This is a genomic window from Acidovorax sp. NCPPB 3576 (assembly GCF_028473605.1).
GTDB lineage: Bacteria > Pseudomonadota > Gammaproteobacteria > Burkholderiales > Burkholderiaceae_C > Paracidovorax.
The window spans coordinates 667845-687896 of sequence record NZ_CP097267.1 but is presented as its reverse complement, the minus strand read 5'-3'; the positions used below and the strand labels follow the sequence as shown (position 1 = coordinate 687896).

Here is a 20052-nt window from a genome sequence, read left to right as displayed (position 1 = left end):
GCAACAATAGGCGGCGCCAACGCCTGGCGTCAAGCAGGACAACCCGGAGACCCACCATGCCCTCTGCACCGCTTCACATCGTCGTCGCCGGCGGCGGCATCGGCGGCCTCACGGCCGCGCTGGCCCTGGCGGCGCAAGGCCACCGCATCACCGTGTGCGAGGCGTCCGCGCACCTGAAGCCGCTCGGCGTGGGCATCAACCTGCTGCCGCACGCCGTGGCGGTGCTCGATGGCCTGGGGCTGCTGCCCGCGCTGCGCACGATGGGGGTGGAGACCGCGGCGCTGGTCTTCGCCAACCGCCACGGCCAGCCGATCTACGAAGACCGGCGCGGCGTGGCCGCCGGCTACAGCCATCCGCAGCTGAGCGTGCACCGCGGGCAGTTGCAGATGTTCCTGTGGGACGAGGCGGTGCGGCGCCTGGGCGCGGCGCAGGTGCGCAGCGGCGCGCGCGTCACCGGCAGCACGCAGGACGACGCCGGCGCCACCGCCCACATCGCCCATGCCGATGGCCGCACCGAGGCGCTGCGCTGCGACCTGCTGATCGGCGCGGACGGCATCCATTCGGCGCTGCGGCGCCAGTTCTATCCCGACGAAGGCGCGCCGTGCTGGAACGGCATGATGATGTGGCGCGGCACCACGGTCGCGCGGCCGTTCCTGGACGGGCGCACCATGGTGCAGGCGGGCCACCGCCGCGCGAAGTTCGTGGTCTACCCCATCGCGCCGCCCGCGCCGGACGGCACGCAACTCATCAACTGGGTGGCCGACCGCCGCCTGCGCGAGGACGGTTTCGGCGGCGGGCTCCGGGCGCCGGACCGCGCCGACTGGAGCCGGCCCGGCGCGGTGGATGATCTGCTGCCCACCTTCGGCGCGTGGCACTTCGACTGGCTGGACGTGCCCGGCGTGATCCGCGCGGCCACGCAGATCCTGGAGTGGCCCATGGTGGACCGCGACCCCCTGCCCCGCTGGCGCCACGGCCGCGTCACCCTGCTGGGCGATGCCGCGCACCCCATGTACCCCATCGGCTCCAACGGCGCGACGCAGGCCATCCTGGACGCCCGCGCGCTGGCCGACGCGTTGCAAACGCAGCCCAGCGATCCCGTCGCCGCGCTGGAAGACTACGAGGCGGCGCGCCGCCCCGCCACCGCCCGCATCGTGGCCCTGAACCGGCAGGAGGGCCTGGACGCCATCCTCGACATGGTGGAAGAACGCGCCCCCGAAGGCTTCGCGCGCATCGAGGACGTGATGGACCCGGCCGTGCTGGCGCGCTGGGTGCAGGAATACAAGGCCGCGGCCGGCCACCGGCAGGTTCAAGCCCAATCGGCCTCCAGCGCATGATTCACTAGGGCATAATGCTACTGTTTTTATAGCAATCGGCCGCCTTGTCCCCCATCGGGGCGCGGTCGGGCAGCGCCCCGGCGCCCACTGCCGATAATCGCCCGATGCCCCGCACCTCCCAACAACTCCATCCCCACCGCGAGCCGGTCGCCACGCGCGCCGCGGCCACCGTGCTGCTGCTGCGCGATGTGCCGGCGGCCGGCGGCGGCGCCGGGCTCGAAGTGCTGATGACGCGCCGCTCGCCGAACGCCAGCTTCGCGCCCGACGCCTACGTGTTTCCGGGCGGCGGCATCGACGCGCTGGACGCCGCTCCCGCCTCGCACGCCGCCGCGGACCGGCGCCCCACGCAGAACGACCTGCGCGTGACGCAGGCCATCGCCGCCATCCGCGAGAGCTTCGAGGAGCTGGGCGTGCTGCTGGCGCGCCGTGCCGATGGCTGCTTCGCCGATGCGGCGGACATCGCCGCGCTGGACCGCCACGCGCCGTTCGTGGCGCAGTGCCAGGCACGCGGGCTGCGGCTGGCGGCCGATGCCGTGTTCCTGCTCGCCCACTGGACGGCCGACCGCGATCTGCCGCGCCGCTTCGACGTGCCCTTTCTCGTGGCGCGCATGCCCGAGGGCCAGGAGCCCGTGGCCGACGAGGCCGAGCAGTTCGAGCCCGTGTGGGTGCGCCCGGCCGACGCGCTGGAGCGCCATGCCGCAGGCCGCTTCTTCATGATCTACCCCACCATCCGCACGCTGGAGCGTCTGGCGCGGTTCGATGGCGTGGACGCCGTGCTGGCCGCCGTGGCGCACGAGGCGCCGCTGTGGACCAGCTGCCCGCGCGCCGGCCTGCTGGCGGACCGGGAGTCGAATCCGCCTTCGATTCAAGCCTAATTTACTCTGACATTATGGCCACATTTGGGTACCGTGCGAGATACTGCGTAAGCGGCTGAAAGAACGAGTTTACGGTTCCCCCTCCGAATACTGATCCGCATGTTCCATTAGGGTGGTTGCCAACCGCCCCCGTGTAGATGCCTATTGCATTGTTAGTTTCATTAACCACCGGCCCTCCGGAATCACCTCCAGAGCCACAGAACGTTGCTTCCGAGAATTTAAAAATCGCTCCATTAACAAAGGCTTCGGAAACGAGTTGTTTTTGCGTGCCGCATCTCCAACCATTGGTACCACCTGAAGTGCATATTTTGGCATTTTGAGACAAGCCGGTTACGGGTTTTACGCTCACGGCATTGTTAGGGGTTGTAATTATTTTTCTGAACAGCGTGTGAACAAAATTAGTATTCCCAAAGATAATAGCATCCATTTTATCCGGATATCCATCGGCAAAGAATTCCCCAATTTCAACACCCTTGCCCACCCCATCAGCGAAGTACACCTTATTCCAGCTGGTGTTGTAATGCCAGCAATGCGCCGATGTGATGGTGCCAGGATATATACCGTCAACGATGACGTTAAACCCAGCGGTGCATCTGAGCATGGCTGTTGTATCCGCGTTTGATGCACCAATTTTTGACCCACCAAACAATGAACCCATTAGAGTGATAGGGCCATTTTGATCCTCGAGCAAGATGGCATCCATGTCAATACCAAGCAACCTCAATCGAGAGTTGATGATATTGTGGTTTTCCTCGCGCCCCCGCACTAGAAGTCGGTTTTTCTCTTCATCAATGGCAACTCCGAAAACCAGCGGATTACTGCTTTGAGCAGACTCGGCGAAAGTACTCATGATTTTGTCTTTCATCGCCTCCAGTTGTTTATAGCTGAATTTCACCTGGACGAATGTGACATCTCCATCAAAAGTCGAATTTTTGAGCTTGTTGATAGGGGCAGTAGTGGCAAAAATTTGATGTGCCTTGAGATTTTCATCATATCTTATCCACGAGCCAGCATAAAATTCTCCAGCAATTTCCTGTATTTTTGGCCTATTTTTTACCAATGCTTGAACTTGCTTAGAATTCTCTTCGTTCACATACACATCCAAACCAGCGGCCTTAAGCGCCTGCTCTTTAGTAAAGTTGAAATTCTCTGGCTTGGCGTAAGTGTCTGCAGAAAAGTCTTGCGCGCTGACATAGACTGCGTTTGTTGCCAGCGCCAAAGCGATTAGCATGATTTTCTTTTTAATAGTCATTTTTACCTTTCCCTTGTGATTGATAATTACCGACAATTGGCAACAAATTACCAAAATGCCGGGGGTTTACGGAGCATTGCGACGTAAGCCGCTGCTATCATAGCCACGATTTTCGACTGGGATTTTGTTGCAAAAATAAATTTCACCCATGAAAAAAGACCAGAGAGCAGAATTAATATTGTTCCTATGGACGAGCAATATTCCTTCGCAAAGAACGCTGATCGGGAAGAAATCGTTTTATGCGACAGAGCCCACAGAGCAGAGGATTTACAAGTGGTAGAAAGGCTCTATCTTTTGGGGGACTATTTGCTCCATCGCCTGCACAGGAAGCCTGTGGCAGTCCACCTGCTGCGTACCCCATCGGCTCCAACGGCGCGACGCAGGCCATCCTGGACGCCCGCGCGCTGGCCGACGCGTTGCAAACGCAGCCCAGCGATCCCGTCGCCGCGCTGGAAGACTACGAGGCGGCGCGCCGCCCCGCCACCGCCCGCATCGTGGCCCTGAACCGGCAGGAGGGCCTGGACGCCATCCTCGACATGGTGGAAGAACGCGCCCCCGAAGGCTTCGCGCGCATCGAGGACGTGATGGACCCGGCCGTGCTGGCGCGCTGGGTGCAGGAATACAAGGCCGCGGCCGGCCACCGGCAGGTTCAAGCCCAATCGGCCTCCAGCGCATGATTCACTAGGGCATAATGCTACTGTTTTTATAGCAATCGGCCGCCTTGTCCCCCATCGGGGCGCGGTCGGGCAGCGCCCCGGCGCCCACTGCCGATAATCGCCCGATGCCCCGCACCTCCCAACAACTCCATCCCCACCGCGAGCCGGTCGCCACGCGCGCCGCGGCCACCGTGCTGCTGCTGCGCGATGTGCCGGCGGCCGGCGGCGGCGCCGGGCTCGAAGTGCTGATGACGCGCCGCTCGCCGAACGCCAGCTTCGCGCCCGACGCCTACGTGTTTCCGGGCGGCGGCATCGACGCGCTGGACGCCGCTCCCGCCTCGCACGCCGCCGCGGACCGGCGCCCCACGCAGAACGACCTGCGCGTGACGCAGGCCATCGCCGCCATCCGCGAGAGCTTCGAGGAGCTGGGCGTGCTGCTGGCGCGCCGTGCCGATGGCTGCTTCGCCGATGCGGCGGACATCGCCGCGCTGGACCGCCACGCGCCGTTCGTGGCGCAGTGCCAGGCACGCGGGCTGCGGCTGGCGGCCGATGCCGTGTTCCTGCTCGCCCACTGGACGGCCGACCGCGATCTGCCGCGCCGCTTCGACGTGCCCTTTCTCGTGGCGCGCATGCCCGAGGGCCAGGAGCCCGTGGCCGACGAGGCCGAGCAGTTCGAGCCCGTGTGGGTGCGCCCGGCCGACGCGCTGGAGCGCCATGCCGCAGGCCGCTTCTTCATGATCTACCCCACCATCCGCACGCTGGAGCGTCTGGCGCGGTTCGATGGCGTGGACGCCGTGCTGGCCGCCGTGGCGCACGAGGCGCCGCTGTGGACCAGCTGCCCGCGCGCCGGCCTGCTGGCGGGCCGGGAGTCGCGCCACATGGAACACGAGCCGCCCTTCGGCGAACTGGCGCTGGTGTGCCCCGACGGCCAGATCGTTCACCCGCTCGACTGGCAGAGCGACCACCCGGTGCCGCTGCTGCGCAACGTGCAGCGGCTCACCGCGCCCAATCCCGGCGTGATGACCGGCCCGGGCACCAACAGCTACCTGGTGGGCGATCCGGTCACGGGGTTCATCGCCATCGATCCCGGCCCGCAGGATGCCGAGCACCTGGAACGCCTGTGGCGTGCGGCCGGCGGCGACATCCGCATGATCGTGTGCACGCATTCGCACCCCGACCATTCCCCCGGCGCACTGCCGCTGCAGGCCCGGGTGGCCGCCCATGGCCGCGCGGCGCCACCCATCCTGGGCCTGCCGTCGGCGCCCACGGCGCGCGCGGCCAGCCACTTCGTGCCCGAGCGCGCGCTGGCGCATGGCGAGCGGCTGGTGCTGGCCGGCCCGTCGCCCGAGGGCGCGACGCACACACTGGAGGTGGTGCACACCCCCGGCCACGCGGCCAACCACCTGTGCCTGCTGCTGGTCGAAGACGGCCTGCTTTTCAGCGGCGACCACATCCTGAACGGCAGCACCACGGTGGTGGACCCGCCGGACGGCAACATGGCCGACTACCTCGATTCGCTCGACCGGCTCGATGCGCTGTGCGAGCGGCATGGCGTGCAGTTCATCCTGCCCGCGCACGGCTACGTGCTGGGCGATGCGCGCGGCGCCATCACCGGCCTCAAGGCCCACCGCCTGGCGCGCGAGGCCAAGGTGCTGGCCGCCATGCAGGCCTTTCCCGATGGCAGCCCGGACGACTGGGTGCGCCACGCCTACGGCGATGTGCCCGAGCGCATGTGGCCGGTGGCCCAGCGCTCGCTGCTGGCCCATGTCGAGCGCATCCGCGCACTGAACCTTTTCCTGGAAACCGGCCATGTCTGATCCCACCCGTGAACACATCCGCCTCGCCAAACGCGTGGCCGAACAACTGGGCTGCTCGCGCAGCACGGCCGAGCAATACATCGAGGGCGGCTGGGTCAGCGTGGACGGCCGCGTGGTCGAGGCACCCGGCGCGCGCGTCTCGCCGCACCAGACGGTGGCCATGGACAAGGACGCCAACCTGATGGAGCTGACCCCGGTGACGCTGCTGCTGCACAAGCCCGTGGGCTACGAGGCGGGCCTGGGCGCCCCGCCGGGCCCCGGCGGCGCGGCGCAGCCAGGCCAGGGCGGCCCCAAAGGCCAAAGGAACCAAGAGGTCCATGGCAGCCACGGCAGCCGCAGCCAGGGCGAGCCCTCGGCGCTCACCCTGCTCGGCCCCGCCTCGCACACGGCCGACGACGCCAGCGGCACGCGGGTGCTGCAGCGGCACTTCCGGTCGCTCGAATGCTTCACCCCGCTGCCCACGCCCGCGAGCGGCCTGGTCGTGTACACGCAGGATGCGCGCATCGCCCGCAAGCTGGCCGAGGACATCGAATCGCTGGAGCAGGAATGCATCGTCGAGGTGCAGGGCACGCTGTCGGACAGCGGCCTGAAGAAGCTCTGCCACGGCCTGAGCTTCAACGGCCGCCCGCTGCCGCCCATCAAGGTGAGCTGGCAAAACGAGACGCGCCTGCGCTTTGCGCTCAAGGGCATCCGCCCCGGGCAGATCCCGGCCATGTGCGAGGCCGTGGGCCTGTCGGTCGTGGCCATCAAACGCATCCGCATCGGCCGCGTACCGCTGGCCAAGGTGCCCGAGGGCCAGTGGCGCTACCTGCAGCCCTGGGAAAAGTTCTGACGGCGGCGGCTTCGCCGCGCGAACGGCGGCACGGTCCGCGACACGGCCTGCCGCAAAAAATCGCTACAAAAACAATAGCTGCCACCGCAAGTTGGTATTGCGCTACAGCCCGATGGACAGGCCACCCGGCGCAAAAGGGCTGAGCTACACTCCGCGGCACTGAGGAGCGCAGCCCATGGACATGACCACCCCGCCCGGCGACAGCCGGGTGTCTTCTTCCTTCACATCGCACGGCATCGAACCGCACGGCCTGGTCTTCACCGGCAGCGGCGGCGAATACTTCCGGGTGTGGATCGTGAACGTGCTGCTGGGCATCCTCACGCTCGGCCTGTACACGCCGTGGGCACGGCGGCGCACCGCGCAATACTTCTACGGCCACACCCTGGTGGCCGGCAGCCCCCTCGAATTCACCGCGCAGCAGCGCCGCATGGTCTTCGGCTTCGTCGTGCTGCTGGGCCTCACCGCCGCTTACCAGATCGCCGTGCGCACGGGCCAGGACGCCACCGTGGGCCTGTTCCTGATCGGCGGCGCCCTCCTCGCCCCGCTCATCTGGGGCAGCGCCATGCGCTTTCGCCTGGCCAACACGCGATGGAAGGGGCTGCGCCTGCAGTTCACCGCCAACTGGCGTGAGGTTTACAAGGCCAGTTGGCCCGTGTTCGCCATCGCGCTGGTGGCCATGGCAGTGTTCTTCGGGCTGCAAGCGCTGTCGCCCGAGGCGCAACTGCAGGCCAGCGGCCGCAAGCTGCCCAAGGTGACGGCGCCCATGTGGGGCCTGCTGGCACTCGGCCTGGTGCTCATCGTGCTGTGCTTCATCCGGCTCGAATACAACTACCGCAGCCTGCTCGTGCTGCGCTCGCAGATCGGCGCCGAGCCCGGCCGCTGGAAGCCGGAGTACGTGGACTTCGTCAAGGTCTGGGTCGCCACCGTGCTGGTGTTTCTCCTGTCGTCGGCCGTGCTGGGCGCCGTCATCGCCGCGGCGCTGAAGGGCTCGTGGGCGCTGCTGGCCAGTTCCACGCAGCGCATGGGGCTGTGGCTGTTCGTGTTCATCGTGCTGGGCTTCATCCTGTTCTTCGTCGTGTTCCTGCTGGCCTCGGCACCCGCGCGCGCATTTCGCGAAGCCCGCATGTTCCAGCTCATGTGGAACAACATCGGCGTGAGCCACATGGCCCGCTTCAAGTGCGACCTGCGCGCGGGCCGCTACGTGGCGCTGCGGCTCAAGAACATTCTGCTCACCGTGGTCACGCTCGGGTTCTACCGCCCGTTCGCCCGCGTGAGCGAATACCGCATGAAGCTCGAATCGGTCACCCTGCACATCAAGGGCGGCGTGGACCAGGTGGCCGGCCAGCTCGTGCGCCAGCAGCAGGGCGGCGTGGGTGACGCACTGGCCGACGCGGCCGGCCTCGACCTGATCGGCTGACGCTTTTCCCTTGCCGCACCGCGCCCGCATGGCCGACCCTTCCGCGCACCCGGCGGCTCCCTCCCCTGACGCGGGCGCGCCGGCCCTGGTGCCCGCACGCTGGTACGACGGGCTGAGCAGCAAAGGCCAGCCGGCGCTGGTGGGACTGTCGGCCGGCGCGCGGGGGCCCACGCTCACGCTGCATCCCCTGGCCCCCGGTGCCACGCCCCGCGCGTTCGGCTTTCGCGAGGTCGATTGGCCCGAATCCTGGAGCGCGGACCGACTGCCCCAACGCATCGTGGTGGACCTGCGCGACCACGGCAGCCTGGAGATCGAGGCGGTCAGCGCCTGGCAGGCCGCCATGCACGCGGCCGGCCACCGCCCGGGCATCGCGCAACGCATGCAGACCCGCTGGACCGTGCTGGCCGCCACCGTGCTGGCCTCGGTGCTGGCGCTGGTGCTGTTCTACCGCTACGGCACGCCCTGGGCCGCCACGCAGCTCACGCGCCACGTGCCGATCGCCTGGGAGGCCGCATTGGCGGACCGCGCCATGCAGCAGATGGACCAAGGCACGCTGAAAGCCAGCACCCTGCCCACCGCCCGCCAGGCCCAGCTGCGCGAGCGCTTCGATGCGCTGGCGGCGCAGGCGCGCACCCTGCCGCCGCGCTACAGCGGCTACGCGCCGCGCCTGCAGTTGGAGTTCCGCCAGGGCATGGGCGCCAATGCCTTCGCGCTGCCCGGCGGGCGTGTGGTCATGACCGACGGACTGGCCCAGGCGGCCGCGAAGAACGGCCTGAGCGACGACGCGCTGGTCGGCGTGCTCGCGCACGAAATCGGCCATGTCGTGCACCGCCACACCACCCGCACCGTGGTCGAGCAAGGCGTGCTCAACATCGGCCTGGGGCTGGCGCTGGGGGATGTGTCGGGCCTGCTGTCCACCGGCGGCGCGCTGCTCACCGGCCTGGCCTACAGCCGCGACCACGAACGCGAAGCCGACTGCTACGCCATCGCGCTCATGGGCCAGGCCCACCTGCCCACCGCGCCCATGGCCGACCTGCTGCTGGCCATTGCGCACGACGAGGACAAGAAACACCCCGGCAAGCCATCGGAGGACAAGGGCCAGAGTGATCCGCCGAAACGCTCGCCAAGCATCGAGCCCGGCGGCGAGGGCCTGCTGTCGCTGCTGAACAGCCACCCGGGCACCGTGCAGCGGGCGACCGAACTGCGCGAAGGCCGGGCGCCGCACTGTGCGCGTTGAGCTGTTCAGTTAGCTGGGCAACGCACTCGACGCTTTGTTGATCGGGCAGCCGAACAGATCGCCGAGCCAGTCCACGACCTTCTCCAGTTCATAGCCCAGGGCGACCATGGCCTGCTGCACTTCGGCCGCGAGCGCGCCCAGGCTCTGCAGCAGCGTGGCGAGGTCCTTGCCCAGTTGCTTGAACTGGTCCTGCAGGATCTGGCCGACCAGTTGCAGGCCGTTGACGAAATTGCGCCACTGGTCCTTGACCCAGCCCACGAAGCGGTCCAGGCCGGACAGCACCGCCTGGATCAGGGCCGAAGCCTCCTGCTTCAGCGCGGTGAGCAGATGGCCCGCCACATCCTTGAGCTGGGCGATGACGCCGGCCACGTTCACATTCAGCAGCGTGTAGGGGCTGGCCTGATCGCCCAGGTGGAGGTCGAGCCCGAACAGGCTGAAATCGAAATAGCCAGTCACCACCAGGGCCTCCATCGAGGCGGAAAAGCCCAGGCCCGCCGCCACGCTGAAATTCGGCAACTGGATTTTCGGCACCAGCGTCACGCCCCACAGGGTGATGCCGTCCCACTCGATGTCATGCCAGCCGAAGTTGAAGCCGAACGAAGCGCTGAGTTGCTTGGCCTGCGGATTGAGCATGAACGTGATGCTGTCGCCCGCCCACGCGCCGCAGCCGCCCGTCGGCTGGCCGTTCTGCACCGCATAGTCCAGCTGGAACTGGTTGTCGGTGGTGGCGAGCGCATAGAGGTGGTCTTCCACCACGTCCAGGAACTTCAGGTACAGCGACGAATAAAAGCGCACCGGGTTGCCGCCGTTGATCTGCGGCACCACGATGCCATCCGGCGTTGCGGCGATCGCCAGCATCGGACCCTGGCCGTTCGGCTTGCTGGTCGTGGGGTCCCAGCCGGACAGCGCGAAGACACTGCCCCAGGCAATCGCCTTTTGCACCAGGATGTAGCCGGAAAAGCCGGCCTTGGCATCGGCCGATTCGGCCAGCGTGGCGGTCACCTGCACATCGTCCTGGCCCAGCAGGCCGAACTCGGCTTGCAGCCCGAAGCCCGCCGGGAAGGGGCCGCGGTCGCCGATCTTCTGCAACTGCGCGCCCTCCACGAACCAGAAGGTGAACTGCTTGATGCTGATGATCTCGTCGAGAAAGCGCACCACGTCGGCGATCTCGGGCTGGTGGTCGTTGTCCAGCGTCTGCGGGGAAAAATCGAGCGCGAAAGCGGCGTTGAACACGTTGGACAGCTGCATCGGCTGCTGGTCGGCCTGCGTCCAGACCGCGATGCCGTTGGGCACTTCGAAATCCACCACCTCCACTTCGAAACCCACATCGAACGCGTACTGCGGCGCATTGGGGTTCTGCAGCTTCAGGTCGCCTCCCGCGCTCAGCGTCACGCCGGCGGCCTCCGCGCCCACCGTCACCGTGCCCTGCAGCTCCACGATGTTCACGGTTTGCAAACCGAAAGGCTGGTTCCAGTTCTGCAAAGACAGGGTGACGCTCAAATCGCCTTGCGAGGGAACGATGCTGCCCGTGAGATCGAGCGTGATCTCGGTGCCGGCGTCGGGCCGAAAGAGGCCGGAGGCCGTGGCGTTCACGCTGCTGCTGCCCTGGCCCGGGTCTTCCCAGTCGAGCGTGAAGCCGTCGAACTCGAACACGCCGTTGCCCTTGGCACTGAACGTGTTCTTGAGGACCGCCTTGAGCGTCTTGTCCCCACTGTCCTTGGCATAGGTGGCGAACAAGGCCAACTGCGAAACGTCGCCCATGAAGTTGGCGATCGCCTGCAGGGAGTCGGTGAGTTGCAGCGACGAAAACAGAACGAAGCCGGGCGCGATGTCGAAATCGGCCGCGATCGCAGGCACCGCGTCCGCACTCAGCAGGCCCAGCGACGCCAGGCTGCCGGACTGGCCCGCGATGGTGGAGACGACCACCCCGCTGTCGTTGAAGGTCAGCGCCGACAGGGGCTGCCACAGCAACCCCGGCGACCACTGCTGGACCACCGCGCCGAACATGACGCCTGCGCCCTGGTCCGTGCGCTGCACGCTGAGCGCGGCGTTCAAGAAGGGTTGGTTGGAGTAAAGCAGCCCGCCTTGCCCGTTGAACTGGATGGACGGGCCCGACGCGTAGCTCAGCTTCAACTGGCCCTCGGAGAACGCGATCTGGTTGGCCGGAGTCCAGGCAAGTTCCGCAGGCCACAGGTTCTGCAGCGGCCACTGCAGGCTGGCGCCCATGGTGGCGTCCAGCGTCATCTGCACGCCGCTGTCGAGTCGGCTGAACGTCAGCACCACCTGCGCATCGGTGTATTGCTGGCTGGTGAGCGTCAGCGTCGCGCCGCTCGGGGTGGCCTGCAGATCGAGGTCGGCGCCGTCGAGCTGCGCCTGTAGCTGCAGTTGCTTCGTGGACGGATCGACCGACAGGCTGGCGGATGGGCCGAGCTGCAGCGTGATGCCGTTCAGGTAGTAGCCCAGCGCCGTCTGGATGGGCCCGGGAAACTGGCTTTGGGCCAGTTGCAGCACCTTCTTGCCCGCATCGGTCTGCAGTGCCCCCTGGAGGGTGGCGTAGATGTCGTTGCTCATGGCTTCACTGCCCCAGGTTCTTCAAGGCGGAGCGGGCGAATTGGGTCGCCGCATCGCTGATCTGCTGCAGGTTGTCCGCGATGTACCCGTTCAGGGCGGACACCACCTGCTCGATCAATTGGGACTGGCTCAGGAACGCATTGATGAACATCGCGTAAGCCGCTTCGTCGTCCGGCAGCGTGACGGTCAGCACCACGTCCTTGTCGCCGGCCACCAGCAGGATCTGGCTGTAGGTCAGCTCCAGGTCGTCCGGCGTGTCGCCCGATGCGTTCAGCGTGGTCTGGATGCCCAGCGTGTTGCTGTTGTTCTGCAGGCTGAGGTTCAATGTGCCGCCCAGCGGGATCGGCGCGTTCTGGTTCACCTGCACGTTCAGGGTGAAGGGGGTGCTGGCGGTGGCCGGTGGCGAGGGCACCTTGCGGGGGCTGCCCTTCACGTTCACGGTCGGCCCGGGGTTCATGGTGCCCAGCAGCAGCGTGGCGCTGGCTTGCTGGTTGGTGCCGAAGACGATGTTGTCGGGCGGCGCGACCAGATTCGACAGGCCCGTGATGGCCAGGCTCTGGAGCACGATGCCCGACAGCGCGATGTTCACCCCCATGACCTGCGTCTTGAACGGACCGGGAATGCTCAGGTTGATGGCGGTGTAGGGCTCCAGCACCGGCGATGTCGAACCCAGCACCAGGGTCGGCAGATAGACGTAGCTGCCAGAGTCGTTCAGCGCACCGCGTGCCCGGTCGAACAGGTATTTGTCCACCGCGTTCGCATCGGTGTCCACGGTGCTGCCCGCCACCTGGGTACTGCCGAAAATTTCGTCGAAGGCATTCTTCAATTGCTGGTTGAGCAGCTGCGCGACCTGGCCGCGGTTGCCCTGGTCCATCAGCGCGCCATTGACCTGGCCGCTCAGCAACTGGGCCGCGTCGCCCGTGGACAGCACCTGCTTGAAGAACTGGCTCCAGGGCGCATAGAAGACGCTGGTGTTGATATAGGCGGGAAAGGGCACGGGCGAGATGCTCTGGTACTGCAGGTTCTGCAGCGTGAATGTGGGCGTGGCGCCCTGCATCGCGACGAGCTGGATCTTGTCCAGTGCGATCTGCAGCGCCGCAACGGGGCTTGCAACGCTCACGGTCGTGCTCGCCACCACCTTGGCGTTGGACAACTTCAGCAGCGCGATGCCCGTGGCCAGGCAGTCGAAGCCGTTCGCGTGTCCGGGCGATGGCGTGAGCCCCAGCGTCGGCGGCGGGGGGACGATGTTGCCTTTCTGGTCCACGAAGCACAGGCATTGCTTGAGCGTGAACGCCAGTCCTTTGAAAGGCGTCGGTGGACTGGTGGTGGCGTCCGTTCCCTGTGCAGGCCCTGCCAGCGCCAGCGGCTGGTTCCAGGCCAGCCCCGTGGAGGCATAGGCATTGAGATTCAGCGTGATGTCCGCGGTATAGCCGGCGTTGCTGGTGGTGACCACCGGCGGCTCGCCGCTGACCTGGATGTTCGCCAGGCCCTGGATCTCGATGCGGCTCACATCCAGGTCCGGCCCGAGGCCGGAATAAGGCACCACGTTCAAACGCTGCGAGGTGATGTAGGTCACGGCGGCCTTGGCGTCATCGACCATCTGCTGAGTGACGGGTGGCGTGGGATTCGCCTGCTGGCTCAGCTTGATGAGCAGCGGAAACAGGGCCTGGAACCAGGACGTGGCCATGTCGGCCGAGATGTCCTGCGCGCCGCCGATGTTGTCCAGGTTCCAGTCGGTGCCCTCCAGCGGCAGATACAACTGGCCGTCCGAACCCTTCATGCCGGACAGCGCGACCGGCAGGAACAGGCTGTTGCCAGGCGTGTTGTCGTTGGCCTTCTGCATCAGCGTGTCGTACACGAAATGGAATAGCTGCAAGCCCATGGCGTCATCCTCTCGAAAAATTGGCGGTCAATCAGTAAGGTCGGTTCACGACATGCATGGTGATGTCGTGCAATGCCCGCAGATGCGGGCCGGCGGGCAGGTTCTGCAGGTACTGCACCGCCTGCAGTGCGGTGTCCCGCGCCTGGGCGTAGGCCAGCGCGAAGGCGTCGGATCGTCGAATCTCATCGACCCAGGCGTTGATCTGCTCCGGCGGCGGGGTCTGCGTGTCGCGCAGATAGAGCACCATGGGGTGCGCGTCGCCGAACAGCTTCATCGCATGGATGATGGGCAGGGTGATGCGCCGCTGATGCAGGTCGATGCCCCGGCACTTGCCGGCTTGCGCATCGGAATGCGCGAGGTCGAAGATGTCGTCCATCATCTGGAACGCGCGGCCCATGTAGCGCCCGAAGGAGCCGAGGCGACGCAGCTCCGAGGTGCGTGCCCGCATGAGTGCGGCGCCGGATTCGCAGGCCAGGCCGAACAGCACGGCGGTCTTGCGGTCGACCGTGGTGAGATACCGGCTCATCAGCGAATCCGGATGCCAATAGGGCTGCGTGGTCATCTCGTCGATCTCGCCGCGGCAGATGTCGAACGCCGAGTCCAGCACCCATTTCACGAGCTGCATGTCGTTCTCGTCCTCGATCGCATCGACGAAGCAGCGCACGGCCTGCAGGAACTGCATGTCGCCGATCATGATCGCCATCTCGGTGCCGCGGGCGGCATTGACGCTGGCATGGCCCCGCCGCAGCGAGGCGTGATCGATGATGTCGTCGTGGATCAGGCTCGCCACGTGCAGCATCTCCAGCGATGCGGAGGCGCGCAGCACCTTGTTCGGCAATTCGCCCTCGGGCCGGAACAGGCGCGCGGTCAGCAGCAGCATCAGCGGGCGCAGTTTCTTGCCCCCGCGGTAGAGCGACATTTCCGCGTCGGTCAGATAGCCCTGCTGCGGTTGCAGCGCATTGGCCAGCTCCCGCTCGAAACCCTGCATCTCCGCCGCCATCAGCCCCTGCAGGATGTCGTCGACCGGGTCCGGCGATGCGGCGGCAATCCTCACGGCTGCGAATCCAGCAGCGCCTGGGCCAGCGGCTGGACCAGCGCGCGCTCCAGCGCATCGGCGATGCGGTCATGCAGCAGGCTCTTGATGAAACGCGCCTCGGACAGGGCATCGCGCGCGGTCTGCGCCGGGCCGTCGCCCAGCGCGGCATTCCATGCGGCGTCGTCGAAGTGCAGGTCGAACCCGTCCAGCTCGACACGTCCGTCGATCAGCGCGGGCGCACCTTCAGCGCCTTGCGCGCCGAACTGCAGGTACACATGGCAGGCCAAGCTTGCATGCAGCGCCCCCTTCACCAGGGCCACCGGCTTTCTCGCGGCCAGCCGTGCGGCGTGCTCCGCGATGTCCGCCTGCAGCTTGCGCACGAAGACGCGCTCGTCCTCGCTCAGCGACCGGGTCCAGGTGTTGCCCTGCGCGTCGCGGCCGCCGATGGGGCTGCCGTTGAGGAAGTTGTGCACGTCGTCCACCGAATGCGGCGCTGCCGGCGAGCCGCCCTGCACCAGGTCATAGACGCCGTCCTTGGTCTGCGGGGGCACATCGGTGATCTGGGTCACGGCTGTGTTCTGCGTGATGCTCGTACCGAAGGTCAGCGTGGCGGCGGCGGCCTGGTTGTAGGGGTTGGTGGCATCGGTCGGATGGTTGGAATCGGCGTTCGTGGCCATGGCCGTCAGCGTGGTCAGCAAGGCCAGCTGCTGGGTCTGGGCATTGCCGTTGTAGGTTGTTGCACCGTATTGCTTGGTGGGATCGTTGACGACCCCGCCCTGGGTCAGCGCCTTGTTGGTGTCGTCCGCCATGCCCGAGATGGCCGGCGTGCCCCAACCCATCTGGAAGGCATACGCCAGCGGGTCGGTGAACACGTCGTTGAAGGCCGCACGGTGGTTGGAATAGGTGGTCAGCAGGGTTGGCCCGTTGCTGCCAGGCAGGTTCTGCAGCTTCCCGCGTTGTTCGTTGGCGGTCTGGACCCAGGTGGGGTGCAGGTTGTCGTCACCGCTTCCCCCGCGCCGGCGGGTCCCCATCGGCAATGCCGTGCCGGCGCCGTCCAGGTCGGTCTCCCAGATCTGCGTGCCGTTCAGGGTGTGCAGGCCTTGCAGCGCGACGTCCTGCAGCCGCACCGCCAGCACGCAGCGGCCTTGCGCATCGCTGCTGCACTCGACCGCGAGCGGCCCGTCGCCGGCCAGCGCCAGCTGCATGCCCGACAGGTCGATGCCCAGCGAGCCGCGCGCAAAGCCGGCCTGCGCGGGCATGTCGAGCGAGCGTGCCAGCGGCAACGTCGGGATGTCGCCGAGGCCGATCCTGCGGGGCAAGGCGGCGTTCAGGGTGGCGGCGGGCTGATTCTTCCAGCCGTCTTGAAAAGCTTGCATTCCAGCGCTCATGAAAATTCTCCTCGTACGATGTGACCGGGTCCGATGGGCAGGGACGGCGGGTCAGGAAACATTGACGGTGGCCGTGACCAGCACGTGGTCCGCATCCGCGGTGGAAATATTCAGGTTCGAAGCGGTCAGGCTCAGGCTGATGCCGTCGAACGTGATGGGGATGGGCGGCACCGGGAACGAGGCTTTTTCGTTCAGATAGGCCTGCCCCTTGCTCTGGATGGTGCTGGTGATGAAGGGTGTGGCGACGCCGATGATGGTGGTCGCCACGTGCTTGAGCAGTCCCGCATTGAACTTCTCCCACCCGCTGCCATCCGCGGTGTAGGTGATCGTGAATTGGGGCAGCGGCTGCAGTTGCAGCTGAACGGTGTTCGAGCCGGACACCACGGGGGCGACGGTGAACGTGAGGGGTGTGGGGTCGGTGGCGAAATCGGCTTTGGCAAAGTCAACCATGGTGTGGCTCCAATCAGGGCAGCAGGTTCGAGGCGGCTTCCAGGGCGCAGGCGGCTGGCACCAGCCACCATGAAACGCCCACCGAGGCGGTGGCCGCGAAGGTGGCGGTGATATCGATGTTGGGCAGCGTCGAAGCCACCTTGATGGAGGCGTTGCTGATGCCGCCATTGAGCGAGTAGCTCCCCGTCCAGTTGCTGTCGCTCTGATTGACCTGGGCGTCGTCCATCTTCTGCACGATGGCGCTGCTGTACTGGGCCACCATCGCGGACAGCAGGTTGCGGCCGACGAGCACGCCCAGCGCCTGCTGCGGCCACTGCACGCCGCTGATGTCCGGCGTGCCGTTGGCCACCAGGTTGCTCGCCAGCACCAGGTGCGAGCCCGTGACGGTCATGACCGGCGGGGTGAAGCTCTGCCCTTCCACCGGGATGCTGGGCGGAATCTTGTAGCCCTGCAGCAGGGCCTGCACCTTGGTGTAGATGATTCCGCAGATCACCTGGAGCATGAACTCCGTGGCGCCGCTCGGATTGATCGGCAGCACCGCCACCGATCCCAGCTGGATCTGGTTGTCGGACACGGTCACCTGCGCAAACAGGGTGAACGAGAACTTCAGCGGGGACGGCGGCCCGCTCTGCATGTTGAACGTGGTGGACACGGACGCCAGCTGCACCTGGAACATCTGGTCGGTCGGTGCCGGCGGCTTCGTCTCGCCCGACGGCACGAAGGTGTTCGGATCGTTCCACTGCGTGGTGGTGGGGGGCGCCAGCACGAACTGGGGTGCGGCATCGATGCTCCAGTTGACGGTGGTGATGCCCATCTGTCCCACATCCTGAACGCCCTGAAACAGCTTCTGCTTGGCCTGGGCATTGGCATACAGCTGGGTCATGCCCTGGTTGAGGGTGCCGGCATCCAGCACCAGCGCGACGTCGTAGCTACTCATATTCCACCTCTCCTTTGCGTGTCGGGCTTGCCGAACGGGGGTTGCGTGTCCAGTAGGTTTCCATCCACTCGCCGCCATGGCGGTAGTGCAACGGAAAATCATCGAAATCGACCGTGGCGCGGCCGCACTGGGGGTCGGCGACCGAGACCGTGCGCTGCGTGCGGCAGTAGCCGTCCACCAGCACGTAGTGCTGTGGCCCCGCATGCCAGCGGATCGCCACCGCGACCGGCCGGCCATCGTCCAATTCGCGCATCAGGCGGCGAAACGGCGGCCGCCCACTGCTCCAGCCGGCCAGGCAGTTCACGTAGCGCAGGGTGCGCTCCATCGCGGCCTGCTGGTCGTAGCGTGGCTCCGAGAGCAGTCCCGCTGGCGGCGGGCTATGGGGAAGCACGTCGTCCGCCGCGAGAATGCGCCAGGCCAGCGTGTCCTGCCGCCACGAGGTGTCGCCGTAATGGGCGGCAATCGCGCAGGTCACCGCAGCCCAGCACCAATTGGTGCGCTGCTGCGGCTCCAGCGGCAAGTTCAGCGCCTGCCCTGCACTCCCCAGGACCTCCTCGAAAGCGGGAAAAAGGGGACCGATGCGCTGCGTCGTGCGGGCCAGCGGCTCGATCCTCACCCTCATGGAAAGGGCACGCACTGGGGCAGTGCCTGGTTCAGCTCCTGGCCGACGATGCTGTTGATCTGCGACGAGATCAGTCCGCTGATGGCGCCCTTGGCGGCGTCCAGGATCAGGTTCTCCACCGGCTGCAACAGGTAGTTGAGCGGCCCCAGGCCATCGATCCAGACCGAAGCGTTGCCGTAGTTGAAGCTGGCATTCATGCCCGACAGCTGGTTGAGGCACAGCTTGCCGCCGGACGTGCCCGCCTGGAACTGCGCCGTACCCGAGATGCTGGGGTTGTCGATCCGGACATTGCCGGAGATGCCTGGATCGAAGAACAGCACTTTCACGCTTCCGCTGGCCTGCGCACTCAAGGAACTGTTCAGGACCGCATGGAAATTCACCGTGCCGGAAAGATTGGCGCCGGACGCGGTGACATTTCCGACCACCATGTCCTGGATTTGCAGCGAGGAAATGCCCGTGAGATTGGAGATGGAATAAGAAGCGGTGCCCACCCCGATGCTGGCAGAGCCCGAGGCGACATTGGGATAAGGGTCGTAGCCGGCGCCCCGGATGGCGGATCCGATTTCACCATTCAATTGCGTGACAAGGCCCTGCAGAATTTCATTGAGTATCTGGGTGAATGGATCACTGCTCATGTCTATATCCTTTGAGGAAAGAAAATCGATTCGAAGGCCATTTGAAAATCGGTTGCCCCTCGGTATGCCGTACGCCACTGGCCATGCCCTCGCAACAGCGCTGCAGAGCCGCAGGGCCACATCGGCAGGCATTCGCCAATGAGGGACCGTCACGCACATGGAAGACAACACGCGCCATCATTTCCTTCGAATTGAAAATGCATGGCACTGTTAATCCACGGCATGAGTGGCTACCAGCGCCTGTGAATATTCTGGTGGGATTGAATGCAGCACGGCATGAAAACCCGGCCGATCTCCCTTAAGACTTCTGAAGCGTTCTGAAAGCCGGCCAGAGGCGCATGCCGGATGAACTGAAGGCAGAGAAACGGCGCGGCGGGCGCGAACTCAGTGCCTGCGCTGAGCGACGAGGGGAAGAAAAACACGGAAGGCCTGTGGCGCCTGCAAAGGGAGCCAAAGCGAAGGCGCCGATTTCAAAGAGAGAAATCGCGGGAAGAGAAACGCGCGTGGCCGAACCCAAAGCAGCGCCCGGTCCTGCGGCAGAGCGGGCCCCTATGAAAAAGGGCATTCATGCCAAGGCGTTCAAGGTGCGGCCAGACCCACGCGGGGATGGCGCCGATTCGCCTCAGCGCCTGCCGGGCCAAGGGATCGGAATGGAATTCAAAGTGTGAAGCGCGCCGATAAGCCGGATTCTGTGCACCGCGGTTGCCCGCGGCGTGACCGCCATTACTCTGGGCCGGGTGTCGCCACCACGGCTCGATGCTACCTACCCGCCAGCTCTGCGGAACCACATCAACGCTGGCCTACTTGGTATTGCTGCGCGTAGAGATTGCCCGTTTCACCCGAAGCAGGCGCTGCCCGCTTCGGGCGGCTATGGTCTTTGCGGCTTTCGCCGCAAACCGTCTGGCTTGCGCCAGCCGTACCCGCTTGCGCGGGTGACCGATAGAACACCTTCGGTGGCTTGTGCCTGCTAAGACTCGTCTCTGTTGCTCTGATCCTCACCTCACGGTGGGCAGCCGTTAGCTGCTACGCTGTCCTGTGCAGTCCGGACGTTCCTCCAGTGCCTGGTTTCCCAGATTGCACCAGCGGCGGTCTGGCGCGCTTCACGGGGGCG

The 20052-nt window shown here is 65.9% G+C and carries 16 protein-coding genes, 1 other RNA gene and 1 pseudogene; 8 read left to right on the top strand and 10 right to left on the bottom strand.

What is annotated here, in order from left to right:
• Positions 1-56 precede the first annotated feature (56 nt).
• Complete coding sequence (locus M5C98_RS03370) at positions 57-1334, top strand: flavin-dependent oxidoreductase (protein ID WP_272550953.1); 1278 nt, start codon at positions 57-59, stop codon at positions 1332-1334.
• Between the two features lie 104 nt (positions 1335-1438).
• Positions 1439-2185: pseudogene (locus M5C98_RS03365) on the top strand (NUDIX hydrolase); the annotation flags it as partial.
• A gap of 25 nt (positions 2186-2210) precedes the next feature.
• Here M5C98_RS03365 and M5C98_RS03360 read toward each other — a convergent pair.
• Positions 2211-3461 carry a S1 family peptidase gene (locus tag M5C98_RS03360; protein WP_272550952.1) on the bottom strand — a complete coding sequence of 417 codons (1251 nt, stop codon included), beginning with the start codon at positions 3459-3461 and terminating at the stop codon, positions 2211-2213.
• 416 nt (positions 3462-3877) lie between these two features.
• Between M5C98_RS03360 and M5C98_RS03355 the strand changes: the two genes are divergently transcribed.
• From M5C98_RS03355 to M5C98_RS03335, 5 genes are all read left to right on the top strand, one after another.
• Positions 3878-4138 carry a hypothetical protein gene (locus M5C98_RS03355; RefSeq protein WP_272550951.1) on the top strand — a complete coding sequence of 87 codons (261 nt, stop codon included), beginning with the start codon at positions 3878-3880 and terminating at the stop codon, positions 4136-4138.
• Positions 4139-4242: 104 nt separating this feature from the next.
• Positions 4243-5934, top strand: a complete 1692-nt coding sequence (locus M5C98_RS03350; RefSeq protein WP_272550950.1) for an MBL fold metallo-hydrolase — start codon at positions 4243-4245, stop codon at positions 5932-5934.
• Complete coding sequence (locus tag M5C98_RS03345; protein WP_272550949.1) at positions 5927-6766, top strand: rRNA pseudouridine synthase; 840 nt, start codon at positions 5927-5929, stop codon at positions 6764-6766. The genes M5C98_RS03350 and M5C98_RS03345 overlap by 8 nt, the downstream gene beginning before the upstream one ends.
• A 181-nt stretch (positions 6767-6947) precedes the next feature.
• A complete protein-coding gene (locus M5C98_RS03340; RefSeq protein ID WP_442867272.1) occupies positions 6948-8183 on the top strand; it encodes a YjgN family protein in 1236 nt (411 codons plus the stop codon).
• Positions 8184-8211: 28 nt separating this feature from the next.
• The gene (locus tag M5C98_RS03335; protein WP_272550946.1) at positions 8212-9420 is read left to right on the top strand and encodes a M48 family metallopeptidase; all 1209 of its coding nucleotides are present in this window, start codon (positions 8212-8214) and stop codon (positions 9418-9420) included.
• 9 nt (positions 9421-9429) lie between these two features.
• Here the strand turns inward: M5C98_RS03335 and M5C98_RS03330 are convergent, their stop codons facing one another.
• From M5C98_RS03330 to M5C98_RS03295, 8 genes are all read right to left on the bottom strand, one after another.
• The gene (locus tag M5C98_RS03330; RefSeq protein ID WP_272550945.1) at positions 9430-11991 is read right to left on the bottom strand and encodes a hypothetical protein; all 2562 of its coding nucleotides are present in this window, start codon (positions 11989-11991) and stop codon (positions 9430-9432) included.
• Positions 11992-11995: 4 nt separating this feature from the next.
• Positions 11996-13873 carry a hypothetical protein gene (locus M5C98_RS03325; protein ID WP_272550944.1) on the bottom strand — a complete coding sequence of 626 codons (1878 nt, stop codon included), beginning with the start codon at positions 13871-13873 and terminating at the stop codon, positions 11996-11998.
• Between the two features lie 31 nt (positions 13874-13904).
• Positions 13905-14927 carry a polyprenyl synthetase family protein gene (locus M5C98_RS03320; RefSeq protein WP_272550943.1) on the bottom strand — a complete coding sequence of 341 codons (1023 nt, stop codon included), beginning with the start codon at positions 14925-14927 and terminating at the stop codon, positions 13905-13907.
• On the bottom strand, positions 14924-16285 hold the full coding sequence (locus M5C98_RS03315) for a hypothetical protein (protein ID WP_272550942.1): 1362 nt from the start codon (positions 16283-16285) through the stop codon (positions 14924-14926). The genes M5C98_RS03320 and M5C98_RS03315 overlap by 4 nt, the downstream gene beginning before the upstream one ends.
• 63 nt (positions 16286-16348) lie before the next feature.
• The gene (locus tag M5C98_RS03310) at positions 16349-16747 is read right to left on the bottom strand and encodes a hypothetical protein (RefSeq protein ID WP_272550941.1); all 399 of its coding nucleotides are present in this window, start codon (positions 16745-16747) and stop codon (positions 16349-16351) included.
• A gap of 13 nt (positions 16748-16760) precedes the next feature.
• Positions 16761-17684 carry a hypothetical protein gene (locus M5C98_RS03305; protein ID WP_272550940.1) on the bottom strand — a complete coding sequence of 308 codons (924 nt, stop codon included), beginning with the start codon at positions 17682-17684 and terminating at the stop codon, positions 16761-16763.
• Complete coding sequence (locus M5C98_RS03300; protein WP_272550939.1) at positions 17677-18306, bottom strand: C39 family peptidase; 630 nt, start codon at positions 18304-18306, stop codon at positions 17677-17679. Before M5C98_RS03300 ends, M5C98_RS03305 begins: the two co-directional genes overlap by 8 nt.
• Positions 18303-18941 carry a hypothetical protein gene (locus M5C98_RS03295; protein WP_272550938.1) on the bottom strand — a complete coding sequence of 213 codons (639 nt, stop codon included), beginning with the start codon at positions 18939-18941 and terminating at the stop codon, positions 18303-18305. Before M5C98_RS03295 ends, M5C98_RS03300 begins: the two co-directional genes overlap by 4 nt.
• A gap of 338 nt (positions 18942-19279) precedes the next feature.
• Between M5C98_RS03295 and M5C98_RS03290 the strand changes: the two genes are divergently transcribed.
• Positions 19280-19609, top strand: coding sequence for a hypothetical protein (locus tag M5C98_RS03290; protein WP_272550937.1), 330 nt, complete (start codon positions 19280-19282; stop codon positions 19607-19609).
• Here the strand turns inward: M5C98_RS03290 and rnpB are convergent.
• Positions 19604-20043: RNase P RNA component class A (gene rnpB / locus M5C98_RS03285), an RNA gene on the bottom strand. The two genes, M5C98_RS03290 and rnpB, sit on opposite strands and share 6 nt — an antisense overlap.
• Between the last annotated feature and the right edge of the window lie 9 nt (positions 20044-20052).